This is a genomic window from Pseudomonas sp. HP_08 (assembly GCF_055284095.1).
Genome location: NZ_JBTOQC010000051.1, coordinates 100,212 through 124,380 on the forward strand (window position 1 = coordinate 100,212; position 24,169 = coordinate 124,380).

The 24,169-nt window shown below is 61.1% G+C and carries 21 protein-coding genes and 1 pseudogene; 8 read left to right on the forward strand and 14 right to left on the reverse strand.

Features of this window, described 5'->3' with window-relative positions; genetic code table 11:
* Positions 1-55: 55 nt before the first annotated feature.
* The 12 genes and pseudogenes from ACYAS9_RS26895 to ACYAS9_RS26950 all read right to left on the reverse strand — a co-directional run.
* Positions 56-1,144: pseudogene (locus tag ACYAS9_RS26895) on the reverse strand (HAMP domain-containing protein); the annotation flags it as partial.
* Positions 1,145-1,252: 108 nt separating this feature from the next.
* Entirely contained in the window at positions 1,253-2,041 is a 789-nt protein-coding gene (locus ACYAS9_RS26900) for an IclR family transcriptional regulator (protein WP_463571464.1), read from the reverse strand.
* A gap of 25 nt (positions 2,042-2,066) precedes the next feature.
* Positions 2,067-2,642, reverse strand: coding sequence for a sarcosine oxidase subunit gamma (locus ACYAS9_RS26905; protein WP_463571465.1), 576 nt, complete (start codon positions 2,640-2,642; stop codon positions 2,067-2,069).
* A 2-nt stretch (positions 2,643-2,644) separates the two neighbouring features.
* Positions 2,645-5,551: a 2Fe-2S iron-sulfur cluster-binding protein gene (locus ACYAS9_RS26910; protein WP_463571466.1), complete on the reverse strand. Its 2,907-nt coding sequence runs from the start codon at positions 5,549-5,551 to the stop codon at positions 2,645-2,647.
* Positions 5,548-5,862, reverse strand: coding sequence for a sarcosine oxidase subunit delta (locus tag ACYAS9_RS26915; protein WP_463571467.1), 315 nt, complete (start codon positions 5,860-5,862; stop codon positions 5,548-5,550). The genes ACYAS9_RS26910 and ACYAS9_RS26915 overlap by 4 nt, the downstream gene beginning before the upstream one ends.
* Positions 5,863-5,875: 13 nt before the next feature.
* Positions 5,876-7,117 (reverse strand): FAD-dependent oxidoreductase, encoded by a 1,242-nt coding sequence (locus ACYAS9_RS26920; RefSeq protein WP_463571468.1) that lies wholly within the window; start codon positions 7,115-7,117, stop codon positions 5,876-5,878.
* Positions 7,099-8,016: a bifunctional methylenetetrahydrofolate dehydrogenase/methenyltetrahydrofolate cyclohydrolase FolD gene (gene folD / locus ACYAS9_RS26925; RefSeq protein WP_463571469.1), complete on the reverse strand. Its 918-nt coding sequence runs from the start codon at positions 8,014-8,016 to the stop codon at positions 7,099-7,101. Before folD ends, ACYAS9_RS26920 begins: the two co-directional genes overlap by 19 nt.
* Positions 8,013-8,879 carry a formyltetrahydrofolate deformylase gene (gene purU / locus ACYAS9_RS26930; protein ID WP_463571470.1) on the reverse strand — a complete coding sequence of 289 codons (867 nt, stop codon included), beginning with the start codon at positions 8,877-8,879 and terminating at the stop codon, positions 8,013-8,015. The genes folD and purU overlap by 4 nt, the downstream gene beginning before the upstream one ends.
* 251 nt (positions 8,880-9,130) lie before the next feature.
* A complete protein-coding gene (locus ACYAS9_RS26935) occupies positions 9,131-10,171 on the reverse strand; it encodes a hydroxyacid dehydrogenase (protein ID WP_463571471.1) in 1,041 nt (346 codons plus the stop codon).
* Between the two features lie 18 nt (positions 10,172-10,189).
* Positions 10,190-11,566, reverse strand: coding sequence for an MFS family transporter (locus ACYAS9_RS26940; RefSeq protein ID WP_463571472.1), 1,377 nt, complete (start codon positions 11,564-11,566; stop codon positions 10,190-10,192).
* A 194-nt stretch (positions 11,567-11,760) separates the two neighbouring features.
* Complete coding sequence (locus ACYAS9_RS26945) at positions 11,761-12,426, reverse strand: RraA family protein (RefSeq protein ID WP_463571473.1); 666 nt, start codon at positions 12,424-12,426, stop codon at positions 11,761-11,763.
* A gap of 124 nt (positions 12,427-12,550) precedes the next feature.
* Positions 12,551-13,453, reverse strand: coding sequence for a LysR family transcriptional regulator (locus tag ACYAS9_RS26950; RefSeq protein WP_463571474.1), 903 nt, complete (start codon positions 13,451-13,453; stop codon positions 12,551-12,553).
* A gap of 158 nt (positions 13,454-13,611) precedes the next feature.
* Here ACYAS9_RS26950 and ACYAS9_RS26955 point away from each other — a divergent pair, with 158 nt between their 5' ends.
* Together ACYAS9_RS26955 and ACYAS9_RS26960 are read left to right on the forward strand one after the other, a co-directional pair.
* A complete protein-coding gene (locus ACYAS9_RS26955; protein WP_463571475.1) occupies positions 13,612-15,015 on the forward strand; it encodes an MFS transporter in 1,404 nt (467 codons plus the stop codon).
* Position 15,016: 1 nt separating this feature from the next.
* Positions 15,017-15,679: an RraA family protein gene (locus ACYAS9_RS26960; RefSeq protein WP_459743955.1), complete on the forward strand. Its 663-nt coding sequence runs from the start codon at positions 15,017-15,019 to the stop codon at positions 15,677-15,679.
* A gap of 57 nt (positions 15,680-15,736) precedes the next feature.
* Here the strand turns inward: ACYAS9_RS26960 and ACYAS9_RS26965 are convergent, their stop codons facing one another.
* Entirely contained in the window at positions 15,737-16,330 is a 594-nt protein-coding gene (locus ACYAS9_RS26965) for a helix-turn-helix domain-containing protein (RefSeq protein ID WP_459743954.1), read from the reverse strand.
* A 291-nt stretch (positions 16,331-16,621) separates the two neighbouring features.
* Between ACYAS9_RS26965 and glnT the strand changes: the two genes are divergently transcribed.
* The 5 genes from glnT to ACYAS9_RS26990 all read left to right on the forward strand — a co-directional run bounded on the left by glnT (position 16,622) and on the right by ACYAS9_RS26990 (position 22,566).
* Positions 16,622-17,956 carry a type III glutamate--ammonia ligase gene (glnT, locus tag ACYAS9_RS26970; RefSeq protein WP_463571476.1) on the forward strand — a complete coding sequence of 445 codons (1,335 nt, stop codon included), beginning with the start codon at positions 16,622-16,624 and terminating at the stop codon, positions 17,954-17,956.
* Positions 17,957-18,073: 117 nt separating this feature from the next.
* Positions 18,074-18,979, forward strand: coding sequence for a class II glutamine amidotransferase (locus ACYAS9_RS26975; RefSeq protein ID WP_463571477.1), 906 nt, complete (start codon positions 18,074-18,076; stop codon positions 18,977-18,979).
* A gap of 12 nt (positions 18,980-18,991) precedes the next feature.
* Complete coding sequence (locus ACYAS9_RS26980) at positions 18,992-19,675, forward strand: GltB/FmdC/FwdC-like GXGXG domain-containing protein (RefSeq protein WP_463571478.1); 684 nt, start codon at positions 18,992-18,994, stop codon at positions 19,673-19,675.
* Between the two features lie 15 nt (positions 19,676-19,690).
* Positions 19,691-21,013: an FMN-binding glutamate synthase family protein gene (locus tag ACYAS9_RS26985; protein ID WP_459743948.1), complete on the forward strand. Its 1,323-nt coding sequence runs from the start codon at positions 19,691-19,693 to the stop codon at positions 21,011-21,013.
* 227 nt (positions 21,014-21,240) lie between these two features.
* On the forward strand, positions 21,241-22,566 hold the full coding sequence (locus tag ACYAS9_RS26990; RefSeq protein ID WP_463571479.1) for an ammonium transporter: 1,326 nt from the start codon (positions 21,241-21,243) through the stop codon (positions 22,564-22,566).
* A gap of 139 nt (positions 22,567-22,705) precedes the next feature.
* Here ACYAS9_RS26990 and ACYAS9_RS26995 read toward each other — a convergent pair whose 3' ends face one another.
* Complete coding sequence (locus tag ACYAS9_RS26995; RefSeq protein ID WP_463571480.1) at positions 22,706-23,920, reverse strand: alpha/beta hydrolase; 1,215 nt, start codon at positions 23,918-23,920, stop codon at positions 22,706-22,708.
* Here ACYAS9_RS26995 and ACYAS9_RS27000 point away from each other — a divergent pair.
* Positions 23,919-24,143: a hypothetical protein gene (locus ACYAS9_RS27000; protein ID WP_463571481.1), complete on the forward strand. Its 225-nt coding sequence runs from the start codon at positions 23,919-23,921 to the stop codon at positions 24,141-24,143. The two genes, ACYAS9_RS26995 and ACYAS9_RS27000, sit on opposite strands and share 2 nt — an antisense overlap.
* The last annotated feature ends 26 nt before the right edge of the window (positions 24,144-24,169 follow it).

Here is a 24,169-nt window from a genome sequence, read left to right on the forward strand (position 1 = left end):
CCAGAATGCGCGAGGCGGCCTGGCCGATGTGCTGGATCAGGCCACGGATCGCACCGAGGAACTGGTTGAACCAGCCGGCCAGTTGCGCGGTTTCGTCGTTGCCGCGCACCGGCAGGGTCACGGTCAGGTCGCCTTCGCCTTGGGCGATGCCTTCCAGGCCGCTGGACACACCGTTGATGGGCCGCACGATCAGGCTGGCAAAGCTGGCGCCGACCAAGGCAAAGACCAGCGCCAGCACGGCGGCGATAATGCCGATCAGCAACGTCAGCTTGTTGGCCGAGGCCATGACTTCGTCCTGCTTGATCAGGCCGATGAAGCTCCAGCCCAGTTTGTCGGCCGGGTAGACGTTGGCCATGTAGCGCTCGCCGTTGAGCTCGACTTCGATCAGGCCTTTGGGCGATTTGGCCAGCTCGGCAAAGCCGCCGCCCAGCTCACCGAGTTTCTTGAAGTTGTGCTCTGGCTGCTTGGGGTCGACCAGCACGTTGCCGTTGTTTTCCAGCAGCATCAGATAGCCGCTTTCGCCCAGCTTGATCTGCTTGACGATGTTGCTCAGTTGCTTGAGCGACACGTCGATGTTGACCACGCCACCGGGATTGCCCAACGAGTTGGGAATCGCGCGGATGGTGCTGACCAGCACAGCATCGTCGTTGGCCCAGTAATAAGCCTCGCTGCGCACGGTCTTGCCGGGGTTGGCCAGTGCGGTCTTGTACCAGGGGCGCACGCGCGGGTCGTAGTTTTTCAGGGTCTTGTCTTCGGGCCACATTGCGTAGCTGCCGTTGGCCAGGCCGTAGGACACATAGGAATAAGAAGGGTGGCTCTGCGCCAGGCGGGTGAACATGTCGAACAATTGTTTATCGGTTTCCGACGCCGGCGTCGTTGTCGGGTCGGCGCCCATGAAGCTTTTGACGTCGTTGCCGGCATTGGCCAGCAACGGGTTGGCCGCCAGGTATTCAACGTTCTGGCTGATGCCATCGAGAAACAACTGCATGGCGTTTTCGACCTGGCGGATTTCACGTCCGCTGTTGTCGACAAAATCTTCCGTGGCCTCGCTGCGCAGATTGACGATCACAATGCTGGCTACAACGACAATGGGCAGGCACGCGATGACCGCGAACGCCCCTGTCAGCTTTTGCTTGATATTCATTTAAGGCTCCGGACTTCTTTTTATACATCGCAATTGGCCACTGCTGATGCACGCCGCGTGCCGAACCCGGTGCAGCCGGAAAATGGGCATGCGCGACGCTTCGAGTATTCAAACCTGGGTATTTTTGACCCGATAACCCAACTCCTGGCTGATGCGTTCGCGGCACTCCAGTAACAGCGCCTGAAAGCGTTCGCGGGCGCCTTGCGAATCCATCACGGCATCGGGGCCTGACAGGTTGATTGCCGCCGTGACCGTGCCGGCGTGATCCATGATCGAGGTGGCAATCGCAGTCGAGTAGTCAGAGCGGTGCAGCACCCAGCCACGTTCGCGGTCTTCGCTGATCATGGCTTGCAGTTCGGGCAGGGTACGCGGCGCCGGCGCCGGGTAGTCGTCCAGACGAATGTGCTGGTACAGCGCCCCTAAACGGGCGTCGTCCAGCTCGGTGAGCAGCATGCGCCCCATGGCAGTGCAATGGCAGGCGATGCGCGTGCCGACCGGGATATTCACCGACAGCCGCTGGGCCGCGAAGGCGCGGTACAGGTACAGGCTGTCGGTGTGTTCACGAATGCTCAGGTGGCACGACAACGAGGTCTTGTCGCGCAACTCGTTCAGGTGCGGCATGGCGATATCGACAATGTCGCGGCTGGCCAGATAGCTGAAGCCGTCACTGATCACCCGCGCGCCGAGTTCGTATTGGGTGTTGCGTTTGTTCAGGTAACCCATCTGGGTCAGGGTAAACAGAATCCGGTAGATCGCCGAGGTACTGACCCCCAGTTGCTCGGCGATTTCCTGAATGCCCAGCGAGCGCACCTGCGCATTGAACAGGCCCAGCACGCTCAACCCCCGGGCCAGGGCCGGGACGCTGTAGTCGGTGTCTTTGTCCGCGGTTTCGATCATGCGCAAGGCTCCGGGTATCAGGGGATCAGGCGAACTCTGCCATCGCATCACTCACCGCGGCCTTGAAATACTCCCGTGAGCAGCGGTCAAACAGAATCTGGAAACACGGCGTCAGCGCAGAGCCTGCGTTGACCACGATCACGTTGATCCGCGCCGCCGAGGTCTGCGCCACGGCACCCGGCCCGAAGGCCTGGGGCCGCAGGTCGACGCCACACAGTTTGGCCATGACCTCGCTGACGGCCACGCCCGACAGTTGCAGCCACGCATGGCTGTCCTGACGCGGCAGCAGGTAGTTGGCCAGGTGATCCAGCTCCCAGCGCGCTTCTTCGTCGGCGATGCGCTGGCCTTCATCCGCGCGGCTGCCGAGGATGAAGTATTCGGTCTGCGACAGGCGTGCGACATGGCTGCCGTCGGCCTGGGTCACGGCGCGGTTCGGCGCCTGGGGCAGCTCGAAGCCGCGCCCGAGCAGGTACTCGGCGCTTTGCGTGCCGCGAAAGCCGACCCGCGCCAGATCGGTCAGGTCTTCAAGCGTACACAGCGGTTGCGCGCCGGCGTCGACCAGGCGCTGTACAGCAGGTTTTTCAGTGGCAAGGCTGGACATGTTCAAAGCTCCTGACGCAGGTTTTCAGGGTCGAAGAAAGGCAAGGGCACCACCGTGGCCTGAACCACCACGCCGTCTTCGACGCGGATCGGAATCTGCTGGCCGGGCTGGCTCTGATCGAAGGCGGCGTAAGCCAGGCCGATGATCTTGTCCAGCGTTTGCGAGTACTCGCACGAGGTGACGTTGCCGCTGATATCCGGGCCTTGCAGCACCAGATGGCCTTCCAGCGGTTGCGGGCTGGCCTTGGGCAAGGTGAAGCCGACCAGTTTGCGTTTTTGCGGCTGGGCTTCGAGGATGTCCACCGAGCGCCGACCGACGAAGAACGGCTTGCTGCGGCTGACTGCCCAGCCCATGTCGATTTCGACCGGATGGGTCATGCCGTCGGTGTCCTGGCTGATGATCACATGGCCTTTTTCCAGGCGCAGCAAGCGCTGGGTTTCGACGCCGAACGGCTTGATGTCGAAATCCTTGCCGGCCTCGACCAGCGCATCCCACAGCTGCACGGCATAACGCGCCGGCACATGGATCTCGTAGCCCAGCTCGCCGACGAAACCGACCCGCAGCAAGCGTGCCTTGATGCCGGCCACGGTGCCGGTGCGCACGCCCAGGTACGGGAAGCTTTCAGCCGACAGGTCGAGGTCGGTGCAGACCTTTTCCAGCACCTTGCGCGAGTCGGGACCGGCCAGGTTGACCGCTGAAATGGCCGCGGTGACGTTGGCGATATCGACGTTCAGGCGCCACTGCGCGTTCCACTTGAGCATTTGCTGGTAGATGCGATCGACGCCGCTGGTGGTCGCGGTCACGTAAAAATGGTTTTCGGCAAAGCGGGCGCACACGCCGTCGTCGATCACCACGCCGTGTTCGTTGGTCATCAGCGCATAGCGCGAGCGACCCACCGGCTGCTTGAGAAAGGCGAAGGTGTACATGCGGTTGAGCAGTTCGGCAGCGTCCGGGCCGCGCACATCCAGGCCACCCAGGGTCGAGACATCGATGATGCCGACCTTGTTGCGCACATGGTGGGCCTCGGCCTGCATGCAGGCATCGCGCTGCGAGGGCTTGCCGTAGTAGGCCGGGCGCTGCCAGATGCCGGCAGGCATCATTTTCGCGCCCGCCTGCACGTGGCGGCTGTGCATCGGCGTTTGCCGGTAAGGGTCGAACGCACGACCGGCAACGTGAGCCAGTTTCTCGGCCTCGAAGGGCGGCCGCGCGGTGGTGACGCCGGTTTCACTGACGCTGCGCTGGGTCGAGGCGGCGACCAGGCGTGCGGTCGGCAACGCCGAGTGGCGGCCTTGCGACGGGCCCATGCCGACCGTGGAGTAGCGCTTGACCAGTTGCACGTCGCGGTAACCGATGCGCGTGGCGTTGATGATGTCCTGCACTTGCAGGTCTTCGTCGAAGTCGACGAAATCCTTGCCCTTGGGGTGCGGGAAGATCGGCCACGGGAAGTTGACCGGCGCCTCGCCGCTCAACGGCAACGGCTTGGCGGTCAGCTCCAGACCGAGGCTGGCGACGATCTCGGCGCTGGCATGAATCGCATCCGCCAGCACGTTGTCCAGCGCGTAATAACCGTGCACGGAACCGGCAATGCGCAGGTTGGCCGGCAGGCCGCTGAGGGTGAACGCGGCGTTCTGGTCGTTGTAGGCCAGCTTGCCGCCAGCCTGGCACAGCAACTGATAGGCCGGCATGTAGCCGCCGGACATGCACAGCAGGTCGCAATCGACGGTAAAGCCGCTACTGGCCACCTGGCCCTGGCCGGTGATCTTGCGCAGGTCGGCGCCGCTGACGTGGCGCATGCCTTTTTCGTGCAGCGCCTCATAGACGGTGGTGCTGGCGTGGCAGGTGATGCCGCGCTTTTCCAGCTCGACCAGCAAGGCGCGGTCCGAAGGCTGGGTGCGCATGTCGGCCAGCGCCACCACCTGTACGCCCTGATCGTGCAGGTCCAGGGCGGCCAGATAGCCGTCGTCATTGCCGGTGAGCACCACGGCGCGCTGGCCGGGCTTGACCGCATACAGCTTCATCAAGCGCTGGGCGGCGCTGGTCAGCATGACGCCGGGCAGGTCGTTGTTGCGGAAGATCACCGGCTGGTCGAACGCGCCGCTGCACACCAGGCACTGGCTGGCGCGCACCTTGTACATGCGCTTGCCCTGAATCACCGGCAGGTAGTTGTCGGTGAACCAGGCGTTGCAGGTCGCCTGCTTGAGCACCTGGATATTGGCGTGGCTTTCCACCGCCGACACCAGTTCACGACGCAGTTGCTCGGCGCGCTGGCCATGCAGGTCGAAGCGCGCGTAGGTCAGCGAGCCGCCAAGAATCGGCTGTTGCTCGATCAGCAGCACCTTGGCGCCAGCATTGGCGGCGGTCAGCGCCGCTTGCAGGCCGGCGGGACCGGCGCCGATCACGGCCAGATCGGTGAACAGGTAAGCCTTGTCGTAGTACTCGGGCTGGAAGGTCAGGTCCAGCACGCCAAGGCCGGCCTTTTTGCGGATCACCGGCTCCCAGACTTTCCACATGCCCTTGGGCTTGTAGAAGGAGCGGTAATAGAAGCCCACCGGCATGAACTTGGAGAACTTGCCGAGCAGGGCGTCCTTGTCGTTGTCCAGCGAGCCGTTGAAGTTCTGCCCGCTCACTTGCAGGTTGTGCTGCAAGGCAAAGGTGTCGGCCAGCACGTTGGGTTCGCGCGGCAGTTGCACCAGCGTGTTGGCGTCCTGGCCTGCCATGCTCAGCGGGCCGCGCGGGCGGTGGTACTTGAACGAACGCGACAGCAGATAGCGGCCGTTGGCGAGCAGGGCGCTGGCGATGGTGTCGCCTTGCAGGCCCTGATAGGTCTTGCCGTCGAAGCTGAAGCTCAGCGTTTTATCACGCTCGATCAGCAGGCCCATGGGGGCGGGCAGGCGGTTGGCGGTACTCATCCTGCGATCTCCTGAGTGGGTTTGGGGCCGGCGGTGCTGAAGTCGACCCGGCTGTTGAACAGCTCGCGGGGGTCGAAGGTGCGGATGATTTCATCGCTGCCGGTGTGGCGTTCGGCCAGAAACCAGTAGCTGGACGGGTTATGCATCCACCATTCGCGCACCACGCCCAGGGTGTCTTCGCTGTTGAACACGTAGTCGGCCCACTCGGCGTCGCTGCAGGTCTGCGGGTCGGGCATGACCTTGAACTCGCCACCGTAGGTGAACTCGCTGATATTGCGCGGCCCGTTGAGCGGGCATGTCATGACTTTCATCTGTCGCTCTCCGTTAGTGGCTGGCCGCTGTGGCGCCCATTTCGTTGACTTGCTGGAAGGTCGAGAAGCGTTCCAGGCCAAACGGCTTGATCAGGTCAGGCACCTTGCCGCCGCTGGCGACCAGCTCGGCCATGGTCTTGCCGCAGATCGGCGTGGCCTTGAAGCCCCAAGTGCCCCAGCCGGCGTCGAGGTAGTAATTTTTCACCGGCGACAGACCCATGATCGGGCTGTAGTCCGGGGTCATGTCGGTGATGCCGGCCCACTGGCGCATCAACTTGGCGTTGGCCAGAAACGGGAACATCTCGATGGCATGGGCCAGCAGGCTTTCTTTCAGGTCCAGCGTGGAGCGGGTGTTGAACAGCGGGTACGGATCGGAGCCGCCGCCGAACACCACTTCGCCACGGCTGGTCTGCTGCACATAGCAGTGCAGCGCCGACGAACTCACCAGCGGGTCGAGAAACGGCTTGAACGGCTGGGTGACCATCGCCTGCAACGGGAAGGTCTGGATCGGCGAGCGGATGCCGGCCTTTTTCATCATCTGCGAACTCATGCCCGCCACCGCCTGCACCGCGCAACCGCACTTGATGGTGCCGCGATTGGTTTTCACCGCCGTGATGGTGCCGTTCTCGATGACCAGTTCCTGCACTTCGGTGAGCTGGTGAATTTCCACGCCGCGCTTGGCCGCCTGCTTGGCGTAGCCCCAGGCCACGGCGTCGTGCCGTGCAGTCGCGCCGTCGATGTGCCACAGGCCGGCGATCACCGGCAAATGACCGGGATCAAGGTTGAGGCTCGGCACCAGCTCGCGAATCTGCTGGCGGTCGATCATCTCGGTACGCCCGCCAAAGTGCTTGTTGACCTCGGCGCGCTGACGGAACGAGCGCACCGTGGCGTCGGTGTGCGCCAGGGTCAGCTGGCCGCGATGCGAGTACATGATGTTGAAGTCGAATTCGTTGGACAGGCCTTCGAACATCCGCACCGATTCGGCGTAGAAGCGCACGCCTTCGCTGGTTAAGTAGTTGGAGCGGATCACCGCCGTGTTGCGCGCGGTGTTACCGCCGCCCAGATAGCCTTTTTCCAGCACCGCAATGTTAGTGATGCCGTGGTATCTGGACAGGTAATACGCCGTGGCCAGGCCATGGCCGCCGCCGCCGATGATCACCACGTCGTAGCTGGACTTGAGTTCCTTGGGCGCCGGCAGGTCGACCTCGACCGGGTATTCCGAGCTGAGCCCGTATTTCAATAGACTGAAAGGCATGCGGCCTCCGGCTGGCTGTTAAGGGGCTGAGCGTGGGATTGCAGCTGCTGACGCGCAGCCGTCACGGTGTTGTGCATCAGAAAGGCGATGGTCATCGGCCCGACACCGCCGGGCACCGGGGTGATGGCGGAAACCTGGGGCAGGGCGCTGTCGAAATCGACATCGCCGACCAGCCGGCTGCGGTCGCCGTCCTGAATGCGGTTGATGCCGACATCGATGACCACCGCGCCCGGCTTGAGCCAGCTGGCGTCGATCATGCGTGGCTTGCCGACGGCGGCGACGACGATATCGGCCAGTTTGCACAACGCCTGGGCATCACGACTGCGCGAGTGCACCACGGTGACCGAGCAGTGCGCCTTGAGCAGCAGCGCGGCCATCGGTTTGCCGACGATGTTCGAGCGGCCGATGACCACCGCGTGCTTGCCGCTCAGATCGCCAAGGGTTTGCTCCAGCAAATACAGGCAGCCGGTCGGCGTGCAGGGCGCCAGCACCTCGCGGCCCTGGCTCAGGCCACCGACGTTCTCGCTGTGAAAGCCGTCGACATCCTTGCGCGGGTCGATGGCTTGCAGGGCACGGGTTTCTTCGATGTGCCTGGGCAGTGGCAACTGCAACAGAATGCCGTTGACCAAAGGGTCCGCATTCAGCTCGGCGATCAGCGCCAGCAAGCGGTCTTCGGCGCAGTCAGCCGCCAGCCGGTGTTCGATCGAGCGGATGCCGCACTCTTCGGCACGCAAAATCTTGTTGCGCACATAGACCTGGCTGGCCGGGTCTTCACCGACCAGAATCACCGCCAGCGCCGGGGTGATGCCTTGTGCCTCGAGGGCCAGGACGTCTTGCTTGACCTGTTGCAGCACACGGACGGCTGCGGCCTTGCCATCAATCAGTTGGGATGTGCTCACCGGAAGATCACCGTTCTGTCGGTATTAAGGAAGACGCGGTGTTCCAGGTGGTACTTGACCGCCTTCGACAACGCCACGGTTTCGGTATTGCGCCCGGTGACGACCAGGTCGTCCGGCAGATAGACGTGGTCCACACGCTGCACTTCCTGCTCGATGATCGGGCCTTCGTCCAGGTCGCTGGTGACGTAGTGCGCGGTGGCGCCGATCAGTTTCACCCCGCGTTCGTAGGCTTGGTGATAGGGCTTGGCGCCCTTGAAGCCGGGCAGGAACGAGTGGTGGATGTTGATCGCGCGGCCTGAAAGTTGCTTGCACAAGTCGTCGGAGAGAATCTGCATGTAGCGCGCCAGTACGACGAGTTCGGTGCCGGTGTCGTTGACCACCTGCATCAGCGCCGCTTCCTGGGCCGCCTTGTTGTCCTTGTTCACCGGCAGGTAGATAAAGCGAATGCCCTCGCGCTCGGCCATGGGCCGCAGGTCGAGGTGGTTGGAGACGATGGCGGTGATGTTCATGTCCATCTCGCCCTTGTGGTAGCGGTACAAGAGGTCGGTCAGGCAGTGGTCGAACTTGCTCACCATCAACAGCACGCGCATCGGCTCGCGGGTGTCATGCAGCTCCCAGTCCATGGTGAAGTTGCCGGCGACATCGGCGAAACCGGCCTTGAGCTGCTTGATATCGCCCTGATGACCGTCGTTGAAGCGGAACACCGCACGCATGAAGAACCGGCCGCTGAATTCGTCATCGAATTGGGCCATTTCACCGATGTAGCAGCTGTTGCCGGCCAAGTACGAGGTCACGGCCGCAACGATGCCGGAGGTCGCCGGGCAGCTTATCTTCAGGATGAAATGGTTCTTTTCGTGTTGCATGGCACGTCCTCGGAAAGTGGCGGCAGCTCAGCGCAGGGCGAAAATTCAGGGGTGAAATCATTTTTCAGGGGTGAATAAAAATTCCTGATGGGAATTAAATATTCTTGAGGTCGTTTTATAGGTGAAAGAGGACGTGCCGTCCAGATAAATCTGGAAAGTTTTTTTCTTGGTGGGAAATTTTAGCGCGGGTGAATGGCGGGGCCTGCATGACGGGGATGACCCCGTCATTTTTCAACTATTCAGTGAATGATTTACGCTGACCGCCGCGCCGCCAGCCGCTGGGCGAACCTGTCCCACACCTGCGGATTGACCCTGCGCGGCGGCTGGCCGCCCTGAAACGTCTGGATAATCTGCTGCGCCGCCCAGTCCCCCATCCGCCGACGGGCCTCGAGCGTCACGCCTGCGGTGTGGTACAGGCCGACCACGGTGTCCAGCGTCAGCAACGGATGATCCAGCGGCGGCGGCTCCTGGTCCCAGACATCGAGACCGGCGCCGCCCAGATGGCCGCTGGGAAGGGCTTCGTACAGTGCGCTTTCATCGTGCAGCCCGCCTCTGGCGGTATTGATGAAGAGGGCGCCGGGCCGCATCGACTGCAGGCGCTCGCGATCGATGAAGCCCTGGGTTTCGGGCGATCGAGGGCAGTGCAACGAGACCACATCGGCCTGGGCCAGCAAGGTGTCGAGAGACACCGGCGTTGCGCCACGCGCCCTGATATCGGCTTCGGCCAGGCCAGGGTCGCAGGCGATGACGTTCATCCCCAGCGCGGCGGCAATCCTGGCCACGCGGGTGCCGATGTGGCCGATGCCGACGATGCCCAGGGTTTTCTCGAACAGCTCGGCGCCCATCAGGTCTTCGCGGCTGTAGCCACGCCAGGTGCGCAGGCGCCGGTCGGACTCGCTGATGCGCCGCGACACATCGAGCATCAGGCCGATGGTGGCCTCGGCCACCGACTGGGCATTGGCGCCGGACTGGTTCAGCACCAGCACGCCGGCAGCAGTGCAGGCCTGCACATCCACGGTGTCGTAGCCTGCGCCGTTGGTTGAAACGCACAGCAGGTTGGGCAGGTCTTGCAGCAGGTCGCGGGTTATTTTCCACGGCTCGGCGACCTCGTCCCTGGCGGACGGAATCTGATAGACATCCGCCCGTTGCAGTTGCTCGAAAATCACCGTGTCGGGCGATTGCCGCGCGCAGGTGTGCAGCTCAAAACCGTCGGCCTGGGCAAAGCGTTCCTGCATGACCGGGTGATACCAGACATCGAACCTGAAGACATTGATAGAAGCAGGGTTACGCATGCGAGTCTCCAGCACCGGTCATAGTGAATTCTTGGCGATGGACGCGGGTTTGGCCGAGCGCGCGCCGGACTTGAAACCGATGTTGTTTTCGACTTGGCCATCGCCGTCCAGATAGCCGTGCTTTCTGAGGTCCGGCATCAGGAAGGCAGAAATCAGGGTGATCGAACCGATGCCGGCGACATACAGGTAGAAGTAGTGCTCGACCCCCATTGAACGGAAGGTCAGCGCCACGTATTCGGCAGAGCCGCCGAACATGGCCGCACCCACCGCATACGGCAGGCCCACGCCGAGGGCGCGCACGGTCGGCGGATACAGGTCGGCCTTGAGCACACCGGTGACCGGGGTATAGAACGCGGCAATCAGCAGCCCGGCCATGACCAGCACAAAGGCCATGAACGGCGTTTGCACGGTGCTGATGGTGGTCAGCAGCGGTGCGACCAGAAAGGTCGACAGCAGGCCGAAGATAATCATGTTGTTGCGGATGCCGATCTTGTCCGCGAGCATCCCGAACAGCGGCTGGCAGATCATGAAGATCACCAGCGCGCAGGCCATGATGATGCTCACGGTCGGCGCCGGAATGCCGGCCGACACCACCAGAAACTTTTGCATGTAGGCGGTGAAGGTGTAGAAGAACAACGAGCAGCCGATGGTCAGGGTAAAGGTCAGCAACACCGCTTTCTTGTGCTGCAGCAGCGCTTTCAGCGAGCCGGCTTCCTTGCGCTTCATGCTCTCTTCGGTGGCGGTTTCGCGCATGGTGCGGCGCAGGTAGACCACCACCACCGAGCCCAGCGCGCCGATCAGGAACGGCACGCGCCAGCCCCATTCCTTCATGGCCTGTTCAGGCAAGGTCTGTTGCAGCACCGCGACGGTGAGCAACGCCAGCAACTGGCCGGCAATGATCGTCAGGTACTGGAACGAGCCATAGAACGAGCGCTTGCCCGCCGTGGACACTTCGCTGATATAGGTCGCGCCGGTGCCATATTCGGCGCCCACCGACAGGCCCTGCATCAGGCGCGCAATCACCAGCAGGATCGGCGCGGCGACGCCCAGGGTGCTGTAGGTCGGCATGACGGCGATCATCAGCGAGCCGCCGCACATCATGAACACCGAGATGATCATCGAGACTTTGCGGCCACGGGTGTCGGCAATGTAGCCAAACACCCAACCGCCCAGCGGGCGCATGAAAAAGCCCACGGCGAAGATCCCGGCGGTGGCCAGCAGCTGGCTGGTCTGGTCGCCCGAGGGGAAAAACAGCGAAGCAAAATAGATGGCGGTGTAGGCGTAGATAAAGAAGTCGTACCACTCGACCAAATTACCCGAGCACACCCCGAGGATGGCGGTCTTGCGCTCTTTTTTCGTGAACGCGGCGGGTGGAGCGTCGTGACGATTGTTCATGGCGGTGCCCTGTTGTTTTTATTGGGACGATGCCAATTGACGCTAACAGATGCCCGATGAGGCAGACATTGCAGGCATCCACTATCAGTTATGCCGATATTTTATGGGTGGTTAAAACGGGCAGGCACGCGCGATCGAGCGCCGTGAAGATCACGGCGCTGCGGGGATTCGAGCAGGCTGCGCACGCGCGTGATTCAGTTGGCCAGCCCGGCTTTTTCCAGCACTTTTTCCAGCCACGATTGATCGATCGCCCCGGTGGCGATCTCGGCCTTGACCTGTTCTTCATGGGCTTCGTGCTCGCGGGCCTTTGCCAGCACCTGCTCGGCAATGTCCTGGGCAAACGCGACGAAACCGTCTTCATCGCCGACCACGATATCGCCGGGATTGACGATCATGCCGCCGACCGACACCGGGACGTTGATTTCACCGGGCCCGGTCTTGTACGGGCCGCAATGCACGACGCTGCGCGCATAGCACGGGCTGTTCTCGAAGCTGGCGACATCGCGAATCGCGCCGTCGACGATAAAGCCGACGCAGCCGCGCTGCTCGGCGTACAGCTTGATCAGTTCGCCGATGACGGCATTGTTGGTATCGCCCTGGGCATCGATCACCAGCACATGGCCGGGTTCGAGCAGGGTCAGCGCCTTGTAGATGTAAAGGTTGTCGCCCGGACGGGTCTTGACGGTCAGCGCCGTGCCGACCAGCTTGCCGCTGCGGTTGTAGCGGGTCAGGCCGCGTGCGCCGATGTGCCGGCCCAGGTTGTCGCTGATGTGCGGCGTGACCACCGAAGCGAACGCTTCGATCAACTGTGCGGGCGCAAGGGCAGGGGATGGAAAAATACGAGACCCGGGTAACGGCATGACAACCTCCAGAATGATGTGAACCCCGTGGGGATGGGCATCGATGGTAGGCAAGTAACGCCGCTACTTTTAGCGATATTTATGGATGATTAATCATCGATTTAAGTAATGCTTTGCGGTGCTCTCAGCATTCCAGAATCAGCCGGCTGAAATCGCAGCAGTGTTGCGCCAGGCGCGACACCTCGACGCTCAGGCCTTGCAAGCGGTCGACCCGGTGTACCGCGGCATAGCCGATGCGTGGCAACGGCATTTGCGTGTTCAGCACCTTGAGCCGGCCCTGGTCGATCACCGGACTCAGGCATTGCCTGGGCAAATAACTGATGCCCACGCCGGCAATGGTCAGCCCCACCTGGGCGACCAGGTAGTGGCTGGTCAGGGCGGTGTTCAAGCGCACATCGTGCTCGGCCAGCCAGCGCTCGTAGATCAGCCCGGTGCCCGAGCTGCCGCCCTGGGTGAGCACGGTGAACGAGGCCAGTTTCTGCAGATCGATGGGCTCATCGCCCTCGTGCAGCGAAGGCGCGCACATCCATGCGTTCTCGACCTCCTTGAGCGGCGTGGTGACGAAACGGCTGTCGCGAAAGATGTCGGGGACGATGATCAGGTCGAGTTGGTCGTTCTCCAGCTTGCGCAACAGGTCGGTGCTCAGCTCGATGGAGGGTTCCAGCGTGACCTTGGGGTACGTCTGACGAATCTGCTCGACCAGCGCCGGCAACCAGGTCAGGGCCGTCAGTTCGGTCACTCCGAGCCGAAAGCGCCTGACCAGGGTGTCTTTCGAGCTGATGCGCTCGAGTAGATCGTCACGCTGACGCAGCATCTCGACCGCGCATTCGTACAGCTCGAAACCTTTGTGGGTCAGGCGCGCACTGCGTCTGGAGCGGTCGAAGATCGAGACGCCGAAGGCTTCTTCAAGCTCCTGCACCCGTTTGGAAATGGCCGACTGTGACATGTTCAGCTTTGCCGATGCGGCCTCGAAACTGCCCAGTTCCACGATCCAGTAGATGGCCTCAAGTTGCTTCAACGTAATCACTGCATACCCCGTACGTTCAACGCGCTGGCTGGGTCGATACTGATCTGAAGGCGCAATTGTTCACCAAAAGTGATGGAATGGGGTGAGTATTTGTCGCTTTTTTTGAGGCATTGTTGGCCCTAGATTACCCGGCGAATTACAAAAATAAGGGTATCCCCATGCCAACCGTTGAACACACCAAGGCCGCCCCGCAGGTCTCGGCGGCGACTAAAACACGCCGTGCCTCTCCACGAAGTGCTTATCGCTGGGTCGTGGCCGGGCTGATCTTCTCGATCTACACCATCGCCGCCGCCGACCGGGCTAACCTGGGTGTCGCGCTGCCCTTTATCCGCAAAGAGTTCGAGATGACCAACGCCGAAGCGGGCGGCTTGATGAGCCTGTTCCTGCTGGCGTATGCCCTGGCACAGATTCCCGCAGGCCTGGTGTTCACCCGCCTGGGTGTGAGCAAGGTCCTGCCCACCGCGATGATAATGACTTCGGTGCTGACCGGGCTGGTCGGCACGGCGAGCTCGTTGCTGGCGCTGAAGATCTACCGCTTTGGCCTGGGCCTGGCTGAAGGGCCGCTGCCGATCAGCATGACCACCACCATCAACAACTGGTTTCCGACGCGGGAGAAGGGCATTGCCTCGGGCATTTTCCTCTCGGCGGTCAAGTTTGGTCCGGTGATCGTGCCGCCGTTGTGTGCGGTGATCATCTCGGTGTGGGGCTGGCGCGAGGTGTTTTACTTCTTTGCCATCCCCGGCATCCTGCTGTCGATCGTCTGGTACTTTCTGGTCGCCGATCACCCGTCGAAAAGCCGCTTCGTCAATCAGGCCGAGCTGGACTATATCGCCGATAAAACCCCGGCTGAAACCAGCGGCCAGGCAAACGTCGCACCGACTGTCAAAGCTGACGGCGCATGGCTGAAAAAGCTCGATGTGTTCATTCGCCGCCGTGAAGAAACGCCGCTGGAAACCAAGCGTCAGGTGTTTCGCTCGTGGAATATCTGGGGCTGCGCCACCAGCTACTGTTTCCAGCTGGGTGTGTCGAGCGTGCTGCTGGCCTGGATTCCGACTTACCTGATGACCGTCAAGGGCTTTTCCGTGATGAACATGGGCCTGGTGTCGGCTGCGCCCTGGGTCGGCGCCGTGCTGGGTAACCTGTTCGGCGGCTATTGCTCGGACCGCCTGTTGGGCGGGCGGCGCAAGCCCGGCATGCTGCTGTCGGCACTCGGCACCTCGCTGATGATGTACCTGCTGATCAATTCGCCGGCCGAGCCGCTGGCGTACGGGTTGCTGCTGATGCTCACCGGTGTCGTCCTGAGCCTGGGCTTTTCTTCCTACATGACCTACCCGATGGCGCTGGCCAGCAAGACCACCTTTCCGGTGGCCAACGCCATCGTCAACATGATCGGGCAGTTGGGCGCGGCGGCAACGCCTTTCCTGACCGGCCTGTTGCTGGACAGCTATGGCTGGAACTACGTGTTCTCCTACCTGGCCATCGGCTCGTTCATCAGTTTCGTGTTGCTGCTGACCATTGCCGAACCCATTCCCCCGAAAACCACTGCCGTTGCAGGAGCCTGATATGCACCCCGAAGACCAAGAACTGACCGCCCTGTTTGCCGGGCTCGATACGCCGGGTGTTTCCGACGCCATGGATAAACTCGGCCTGCCGGGGCACTGCTTCGGGGTGATGCCGCTGGACAACTACAAGCAGGTCATCGTGGGCCCGGCGTTCACGGTCCGCTATGTCAGCGCCAGTACGCCACCGGGCACCGTCGGCGACTTTATCGAAGACGTCGCCGAAGGCGATGTGGTGGTCATCGACAACGATGGCCGCACCGATTGCACCGTGTGGGGCGACATCATGACCCAGTACGCCGGCGCCCGGAACATTGCCGCCACGGTGATCGACGGCGTCTGCCGCGATGTCAACAAGGCGCTGGGCGATGGCTATCCGCTGTTCACCAAGGGGCGTTTCATGCGCACCGGCAAGGACCGGGTGCAAGTGGAGGCGGTCAACCAGCCGGTGTCGATCGGCGAGGCGCGGGTGTGCCCGCGTGACATCGTGATTGCCGACGCCAATGGCGTGGTGGTGGTGCCACGCGGTCGCGCCCGTGAAGTGGCCGAAACCGCTCGGCAGATCGAAGCGGTCGAAGCCGACATCCGCGCGCTGATCAGCGAAGGCAAGACCCTCAAGCAAGCCCGCGAAGCCCTGGGTTATCACACCCTGCAACGCAAGGGCTGAGTCGCCTCGAAGAAGCTGCGCCACGGGGCGGCAAGGCTGCCCGGTGGCGCAGGCTTTTCAGGATTCGCCGTAGTTCATGATCGACAACAAGCGAATCGGCACCTGCACCAGTTGCTCTGGCCCATGCGGAATATCACCGTCGAAGGTCAGGCTGTCGCCGGCCTGCATGCGGTACAGCTGATTGCCGTGGCGGTAGATCAACTCCCCCTCAAGCAAATGCAGGAACTCGGTGCCAGGGTGCGAGAAGGTCGGAAACTCCTCGCTGGCGTCGTCCATGCTCACCATGTAGGCCTCGAAACTCTTCTTCGGCCCGCGTGTATGGTTGAGCAGGTGATAGGTGTGGCCCTTCTCGGTGCCCCGGCGCACCACTTCCAGCCCCTCATCGGCCTTGACCAGCAGCGCGCTGCTGCCTTGCTGGTCGTACTGGCTGAACAGCTTGGACATCGGCATGCCCAGCACGTCGCACAGACGGCTGAGGTTGTCGAGGCTGGTCGACACCTGGGCGTTCTCGATCTTGCTCAACATGCCCTGGCTGATGCCGGCAATGCGCGCCACATCGGCGAGCTTGAGTTCCTGCGCCTGGCGCTGGCGCTTGATCTGGATACCCAGGTACTGCTCAAGCTTGAGCTTGGGTGGGTCTTCATGGCTCATAAGGTCTGCACGGTTTCCGTTCAATAATTTTTATTTCGCACTGGGAAAGTGCACTTATTCATTCGCCTCGGTCATGGGCGGATGGATTATTCGCAGTGGGAAAAAGAGTTTCCCATATATACAGACGAAAAACCTCGTTCAAGCGAATTTCGCGCCGTCCTGGCAAAACTGGCAAGCGCCTTGCATTCCTGTAGTGAAAGTAAGTTTCCTGATTGGAATAAGTGCTTTTCCAGACAGTGAAACCACGGTTTTCAACTCTCCACTTTGCTTTCGACCCAGGAGTCCCGCCTCATGTTGCCACCCGAAACGCAGCGTCTGATCCAGGAGCACGGCATCAAGTATGTGCTGGCTCAGTTCGTGGACATCCACGGCTCGTCCAAGACCAAATCGGTGCCGGTCAACGGCCTGGAAATGGTTGCCGAGGCGGGCGCCGGCTTTGCCGGTTTCGCCATCTGCGGCATGGGCATGGAACCGCATGGCCCGGACTTCATGGCCAAGGGCGACCTGGCTTCGTTGATTCCGGTGCCGTGGCAGCCAGGTTATGGCCGGGTGGTGTGCATCGGTCACGTCGACGGCAAGCCATGGCCTTACGACAGCCGCTTTGTGCTGCAACAGCAGGTCGAGCGCCTCAGCCAGCGCGGCTGGACCCTGAACACCGGTCTGGAGCCTGAGTTCAGCCTGTTCAAGCGCGATGCCGCCGGCAGCCTGCAACTGGTCGATGCCAGCGACAGCCTCGACAAGCCTTGCTACGACTACAAGGGCCTGTCGCGGTCCCGCGAGTTCCTGGAGCGCCTGACCGAAGCCCTGCAACCGGTGGGTTTCGACATTTACCAGATCGACCACGAAGACGCCAACGGCCAGTTCGAGATCAACTACACCTACAGCGACGCCATGGAGTCGGCCGACCGCTTTACCTTCTTCCGCATGGCCGCCGGCGAAATCGCCAACGACATGGGCATGATCTGCTCGTTCATGCCCAAGCCTGATCCAAAGCGCGCCGGCAACGGCATGCACTTTCACCTGTCGATCAGCAGCGCGACCAACAAGAACCTGTTCCATGACGCCAGCGACCCGAGCGGCATGGGCCTGTCGAAAATGGCCTACCACTTCGCCGCCGGCCTGTTGGCCCACGGCCCTGCGCTGTGCGCCTTCGCCGCGCCGACCGTCAACTCCTACAAGCGCCTGGTGGTCGGCAACTCGCTGTCCGGCGCCACCTGGGCGCCGGCGTTTATCGCCTTCGGCGCCAACAACCGCTCGGCGATGGTCCGCGTGCCGTACGGTCGCCTGGAATTTCGTCTGCCGGACGCCGGTTGCAACCCGTACCTGGTCAGCGCCGCAATCATCGCTGCAGGCCTTGACGGCATCGACCGCCAGTTGCAGATCGACCAGGTCTGCAACGAGAACCTCTACAAGCTGAGCCTGGAAGAGATCGCCGCACGCGGCATCAAGACCCTGCCGCAATCGCTCAAGGAAGCCTGCGACGCACTGGAAGCCGACCCGCTGTTCAGCGAGGTCCTGGGCCCGGAAATCGTCGGCGAATTCATCAAGCTCAAGCGCATGGAATGGGTCGAGTACAGCCGCCATGTCTCGGATTGGGAAATCAAGCGTTATACGGAGTTCTTCTGAACTCCCAAGCCGCAAGCTGCAAGTAACAGCAGGTTGTGGCGAACACAGGTTTTTTATCAACACGGTCAGCTTGCAGCTTGAAGCTTGCCACTGCCGAACAAAGTGAGGACTGCCTTCATGTGTGGAATTGTTGGTTTGTATCTGAAGAACCCGGCGCTGGAGTCTCAGCTGGGCAAGCTGTTCGAGCCGATGCTCGAAGCCATGACCGACCGCGGTCCGGACAGCGCAGGCTTTGCCATTTATGGTGATGAAGTGGCTGATGGCTGGGTCAAGCTGACCCTGCAGGCCACCACCGAAGGCTATGACTTCAAGGCGCTGATCGGCGCACTGCAAGACAAGATCGAGGCCGAGCTGGACTGGTTCCAGAACGCCAGTGCCATCGTGCTGAAAATCAAGGCCGAAGAAGCCCCGGTACGTGCAGCCCTCACGGAGCTGGCGCCAACGGTGCGCATCATGAGCGCCGGCCAGAGCATCGAAATCCTCAAGGGCATGGGCTTGCCTAAAGAAATCTCCGAGCGTTTCGGCCTGGCCTCGATGAAGGGCAGCCACATCATCGGCCACACCCGCATGGCCACTGAAAGCGCGGTGACCATGGAAGGCAGCCACCCGTTCTCCACCGGCGCCGACCTGTGCCTGGTGCACAACGGCTCGTTGTCGAACCACTTCCGCCTGCGTCAGGAACTGCGCCGCGAAGGCATCAATTTCGAAACCGAGAACGACACTGAAGTCGCCGCCGGTTACCTGGCCTGGCGCCTGCAGCAGGGCGATTCCCTGAAGCAGGCGCTGGACAACTCGCTGGAAGCCCTGGACGGCTTCTTTACCTTCGCCATCGGCACCCGTAACGGCTTTGCGGTGATCCGCGACCCGATTGCCTGCAAGCCGGCGATCCTCGCCGAGACCGACGACTACGTCGCCATGGCCTCGGAGTATCAGGCGCTGTCGAGCCTGCCGGGCATCGAGAAGGCCAAAGTCTGGGAACCCGTTCCCGCCACCATGTACATCTGGGAACGCGAGTCGGCCTAAGGAGCACGCAGCATGAAAACCATCGATCTATCCGTAGCAACCGTGCGTGACCTCAACCAGGCGCTGCACGACCAGGTCAACAATGTTCAGGACCGCGAGTGGGTGGTTACCCACGCCAATGGCGCGCATAACCTGGCCGTCGGCGTCAACGAAGCGGTGTCCATCGATATTCAGGGGCATGCGGGCTACTACTGCGCCGGCATGAACCAGAAAGCCTCGATCACCGTACACGGCAACGTCGGCGTGGGCTGCGCCGAAAACATGATGAGCGGCTATGTGCGCGTCAAGGGCAGCGCCTCTCAGGCCGCCGGCGCGACCGCCCATGGTGGCCTGCTGGTCATCGAAGGCGATGCCGGCGCACGGTGCGGCATCTCGATGAAAGGCATCGACATCGTGGTCGGTGGCAGCATCGGCCACATGAGCTGCTTCATGGGCCAGGCCGGGCGTTTAGTCGTTTGCGGCGATGCCGGCGATGCACTGGGCGACTCGCTGTACGAAACCAAGATCTTCGTCAAAGGCAGCGTCGAGTCGCTGGGGTCGGACTGCATCGAAAAAGAGATGCGCGCCGAACACATTGAAGAGTTGCAGGCGTTGCTCAATCGCGCCGGCTTCAAAGAGAACGCCGCCGATTTCAAACGCTACGGCTCGGCCCGTCAGCTGTACAACTTCAAAGTCGATAACGCCAGCGCGTACTGATTCAGGAGCTTTACCATGACAGACAAGCAACCTCCCGTACTGCGCGAATCGGCCACCTTCGATCGCCTGACCATCCAGGAAATCCAGCGCGCGGCCGAAACCGGTATCTATGACATCCGTGGCGGCGGCACCAAGCGCAAGCTGCCGCACTTCGACGACCTGCTGCTGCTCGGCGCCAGCGTGTCGCGTTACCCGCTGGAAGGCTACCGCGAGAAATGCGGCACCGACGTGGTCCTCGGCAACCGCTTCGCCAAGAAGCCGCTGTACCTGAAGATTCCGGTGACCATCGCCGGCATGAGCTTCGGCGCGCTGTCGGCCAACGCCAAAGAAGCGCTGGGCCGTGGCGCCAGCATCGCCGGCACCAGCACCACCACCGGTGACGGCGGCATGACCCCTGAAGAGCGCGGCCAGTCGCAGCATCTGGTGTATCAATACCTGCCGTCGCGCTACGGCATGAACCCGGACGACTTGCGCAAGGCCGATGCCATTGAAATCGTCCTCGGCCAGGGCGCCAAGCCGGGCGGCGGCGGCATGCTGCTGGGCATGAAAGTCACCGAGCGCGTGGCCGGCATGCGCACCTTGCCGATCGGCGTCGACCAGCGTTCGGCCTGCCGTCACCCGGACTGGACCGGCCCCGACGACTTGGCGATCAAGATCGCCGAGATCCGTGAGATCACCGACTGGGAAAAACCTATCTACGTGAAGATCGGCGCCAGCCGTCCTTACTACGATGTGAAACTGGCGGTCAAAGCCGGCGCCGACGTGATCGTGCTCGACGGCATGCAGGGCGGCACGGCGGCCACTCAGGAAGTGTTCATCGAACACGTCGGCATCCCGATTCTGCCAGCCATCCCGCAAGCGGTTCAGGCACTGCAAGAGATGGGCATGCACCGCAAAGTGCAGTTGATCGTCTCCGGCGGGATCCGTAATGGTGCAGACGTGGCCAAGGCCATGGCCCTGGGCGCCGACGCGGTGGCCATCGGCACAGCGGCGCTGATCGCACTGGGCGACAACCACCCGCGCCTGGATGAAGAGCTGAAAAAGATCGGTTCGGCAGCCGGTTTCTATGACGACTGGCAGAACGGCCGTGACCCGGCGGGTATTACCACCCAGGACCCGGAACTGTCGAAACGCCTCGACCCGGTCGAAGGCGGGCGCCGCCTGGCAAACTATTTGCGTGTACTGGTGCTGGAAGCCCAGACCATGGCCCGTGCTTGCGGCAAGTCGCACCTGCATAACCTCGACCCCGAGGACCTGGTGGCACTGACCGTGGAATCGGCCGCGATGGCCCGAGTGCCGTTGGCAGGCACCAACTGGATTCCGGGTTCGCAGTATTAATGTGATTTGGTAATACCGGTAGGAGCGCGCTTGCCCGCGACCGGCTGCGTTAGCAGTCGTAAAATTTCAGCGTTTCATCAATTTTTGTGAGTGCTTCGCACTCAGTCGCTGGCAAGCGGACTCCTACAGGGTTTTGTATTTCATTTCGAGAGGCCAGGTATGGCCCGGCTTTATAACAACATTGCTTCTCTGCCAGACATTTACCATTCATAGCAGGAGCTTCGAATATGGTTAACCGTCTACCTGGCAAATCCCTTCTGGCGTTACTGGCGCTCAGCGCCTTCATTCCCCTGGCCCATGCGGCCGAAACCCCGACGCTCAATACCGGCAGCACCGCCTGGATGGTCACCGCCGCTGTGCTGGTGCTATTCATGTGCCTGCCGGGGCTGGCGCTGTTTTATGGCGGTCTGGTGCGGGCCAAGAACATGCTGTCGTTGTTCACCCAATGCTTCGGCATCGCCGGCGTGGTCGGTGTGCTGTGGGTGGTGTACGGCTACAGCCTGGTGCTCGACAGCAGCAACATGGTCGAAGGCGAAGTCACCTTCAACAGCTTCGTCGGCGGCCTGAACCGGGCCTTTCTGTCCGGCATGACCCCCGACAGCCTGGTGGGCGAGATTCCGGAAGGGGTGTTCGTCACCTTCCAGATGACCTTCGCCATCATCACCCCGGCGCTGATTGCCGGCGCATTTGCCGAGCGCATGAAATTCTCTGCCGCACTGCTGTTCATGGCCCTCTGGTTCACGCTGGTCTATGCACCGGTGGCGCACATGGTCTGGGGCGGGGCAGGGGCCTTGATGCACAACTGGGGCGTGCTGGATTTTGCCGGCGGCACCGCCGTGCACATCAACGCAGGCGTGGCGGCACTGGCCGCGTGCATGGTGCTGGGCAAACGCAAGGGCTACCAGAACACGCCGATGCCGGCGCATAACCTGAGCCTGACCATGGTCGGCGCGGCGATGCTCTGGGTCGGCTGGTTCGGCTTCAATATCGGTTCCGGCGGCGGTCTCAGCGGCTTGAGCGGCATGGTCATGATCAACACCCAGGTCGGCGCCTGCGCCGGCATTCTGGGCTGGATGCTCGTCGAATGGCTGAAAGTCGGCAAGCCCAGTGCCTTGGGTCTGGCAAGCGGCGCCCTGGCGGGGCTGGTCGGTATCACGCCGGCTTGCGCCTATGTCGGTGTCGGCGGTGCCCTGGTGATCGGTCTGCTGTGCGGCGTGGGCTGCTACCTGGCCGTGACCGTGCTGAAAAAACGCCTGGGCTACGACGACAGCCTCGACGTCTTCGGCCTGCATGGCGTGGGCGGCATCATTGGCGCGCTGCTGACCGGCGTGTTCTGCGTGCCGTCACTGGGCGGCCTGGTGCCGGATGTGAACATGCTCGATCAGGTGATCGCGCAGTTCAAAGGCGTGGCGCTGACCATCGTGTATTGCTTCGTGGTGAGCTGGGCGATTCTCAAGCTGGTCAATGCGCTGGTGGGCTTGCGTGCGCATGATTCGGTGGAAGAGATGGGGCTGGACCTGGCGGAGCATAACGAGCGGGCTTATAACCACTGAGTGGTGAAGGGATCCATCAATTTTCTGGCAGTGCACAACACTGCCAGACTCCATCTGTAGATCGGCTATCCAGCCACTTGGGCGCAAGGCCTACAGGATCACAACATCTGCATCGCGCCAATGCGTGTCCTGGACGCGCTTAGACAGTCAAATCGAAAGCAGATTTTCGATTTCTTATTACGTCATCTGCTCTGGAACCGTGATTTTTTCTCATTTCAACGGCTACCGCTTTGGCTTCCTCAAGTTTTGATTCGTGGATAAGGATATCTATGTATTCCCTCATGAGACCGAAATCATTTGGGTGCTTTCTCAGGGCAGCTAAACAGGTTTCATGCGCGATGTCGTGGTGCCCACTCAAGCATGAGTATCTAACCGCTCGGACATAGGCAAGGGGGGGAATTTCCTTGTCAAAATTCGCCAAGGCGAAAAACCACCTGGACGCAGCGCGCTGCGGGGTTCCCAGTTTTTCCGCGACTTCGCAAAAAAGCTGTATCGATGAGAATCGCTTTGTTGATCCGTAAAGCTTGAGAGCATTCATACTGGCTAATTCGATGTTTTTATTTTTAATATGCCACTTGGCTAAGGCCAGCCTCATTGACTCTTGGTAAATCTTTATATTATTTCTGTGGCGTCGGAACTCTTGCCGTGTTGCAGTGATTTCGTCCTTGCCTTTGGTGATAAGCCTTAGAAGGTAAGAGGGGATCATGGTGGCGTCTTTAAGCGCCTCGCTTACACCATGGCCACAAAAAGGCATTCGCAGTCTGTAAAGATTTTTCAAATGCTTTTCATATTCAAGGTAATGATTTCCGTCAATGGGGAAAAGCGGGTCGTAAGCGATAACGAACTCAGTGTCCTGACTTGCGTTATGTTTAATCTCGTCTCGTATAAAAGAGATGTCTCTCGCTAAAACCTTGAACCCGGAGTCAAAGCTTATTCGGGCTGGATCAATGGAGAACTGTGGACATATTGCTAAAACCTTCGAAGGGCGAAGCAGCGCCGAGGTGTGAATGGCGCCATATGCTCCCATGGACTGCCCATAGGCCAAGACTTCTGAATAATGGTCAGCTATTTGGCGCACCTCAGCAATCATTTCCCTAATATCATCATATTGATACCAGTGATTACCTCTAGGGATTATCTGCACCGAATCAAGCCCGGCAGCTCTGAGCGTCTCACGGCTTTGCCCTTTGCGCGGCATATGTAGGGTGTGCGTGAGTTGCAGAGGGTGGAATGTAACTACCAGTTGCTTTGACCGTACACTTGATGCGGGGCAGTGGATCGCAACAAGGTTGTCCGAGCTATAGATGATTTTGTCGGAATCGGGGAAGTCAAGGGGAATTGTGGTATTTTGCATGACATCCGTTTTCTTGCAAAGCCAACGAGTGTACAAGCGCTTCAGCCGTTTGAACATCGTTGGTGGCATGAGCCTCCTCTTGGGTATTCCTCTCTATCGTAAGCTCAGCCACCCAAAAGACTTTTCAGGTCGAGATGTTAATGTTTATGGCGTGCATTGGTTTTCTGGCCAGTCACTGAGTGAGAGCCTGATCGTCGGTAGCGGCTTGCTCGGTTTTTATTAACAGGGTATAGATATGGCTAAACGGCA

Coding starts and splice junctions, on each gene's coding strand:
- ACYAS9_RS26900 (WP_463571464.1), bottom strand. CDS start 2,041: ATGATCGAAACCGCGGACAAAGACACCGACTACAGCGTCCCGGCCCTG.
- ACYAS9_RS26905 (WP_463571465.1), bottom strand. CDS start 2,642: ATGTCCAGCCTTGCCACTGAAAAACCTGCTGTACAGCGCCTGGTCGAC.
- ACYAS9_RS26910 (WP_463571466.1), bottom strand. CDS start 5,551: ATGAGTACCGCCAACCGCCTGCCCGCCCCCATGGGCCTGCTGATCGAG.
- ACYAS9_RS26915 (WP_463571467.1), bottom strand. CDS start 5,862: ATGAAAGTCATGACATGCCCGCTCAACGGGCCGCGCAATATCAGCGAG.
- ACYAS9_RS26920 (WP_463571468.1), bottom strand. CDS start 7,117: ATGCCTTTCAGTCTATTGAAATACGGGCTCAGCTCGGAATACCCGGTC.
- purU (WP_463571470.1), bottom strand. CDS start 8,879: ATGCAACACGAAAAGAACCATTTCATCCTGAAGATAAGCTGCCCGGCG.
- ACYAS9_RS26935 (WP_463571471.1), bottom strand. CDS start 10,171: ATGCGTAACCCTGCTTCTATCAATGTCTTCAGGTTCGATGTCTGGTAT.
- ACYAS9_RS26940 (WP_463571472.1), bottom strand. CDS start 11,566: ATGAACAATCGTCACGACGCTCCACCCGCCGCGTTCACGAAAAAAGAG.
- ACYAS9_RS26945 (WP_463571473.1), bottom strand. CDS start 12,426: ATGCCGTTACCCGGGTCTCGTATTTTTCCATCCCCTGCCCTTGCGCCC.
- ACYAS9_RS26955 (WP_463571475.1), top strand. CDS start 13,612: ATGCCAACCGTTGAACACACCAAGGCCGCCCCGCAGGTCTCGGCGGCG.
- ACYAS9_RS26960 (WP_459743955.1), top strand. CDS start 15,017: ATGCACCCCGAAGACCAAGAACTGACCGCCCTGTTTGCCGGGCTCGAT.
- ACYAS9_RS26965 (WP_459743954.1), bottom strand. CDS start 16,330: ATGAGCCATGAAGACCCACCCAAGCTCAAGCTTGAGCAGTACCTGGGT.
- glnT (WP_463571476.1), top strand. CDS start 16,622: ATGTTGCCACCCGAAACGCAGCGTCTGATCCAGGAGCACGGCATCAAG.
- ACYAS9_RS26975 (WP_463571477.1), top strand. CDS start 18,074: ATGTGTGGAATTGTTGGTTTGTATCTGAAGAACCCGGCGCTGGAGTCT.
- ACYAS9_RS26980 (WP_463571478.1), top strand. CDS start 18,992: ATGAAAACCATCGATCTATCCGTAGCAACCGTGCGTGACCTCAACCAG.
- ACYAS9_RS26985 (WP_459743948.1), top strand. CDS start 19,691: ATGACAGACAAGCAACCTCCCGTACTGCGCGAATCGGCCACCTTCGAT.
- ACYAS9_RS26990 (WP_463571479.1), top strand. CDS start 21,241: ATGGTTAACCGTCTACCTGGCAAATCCCTTCTGGCGTTACTGGCGCTC.
- ACYAS9_RS27000 (WP_463571481.1), top strand. CDS start 23,919: ATGACATCCGTTTTCTTGCAAAGCCAACGAGTGTACAAGCGCTTCAGC.
- ACYAS9_RS26995 (WP_463571480.1), bottom strand. CDS start 23,920: ATGCAAAATACCACAATTCCCCTTGACTTCCCCGATTCCGACAAAATC.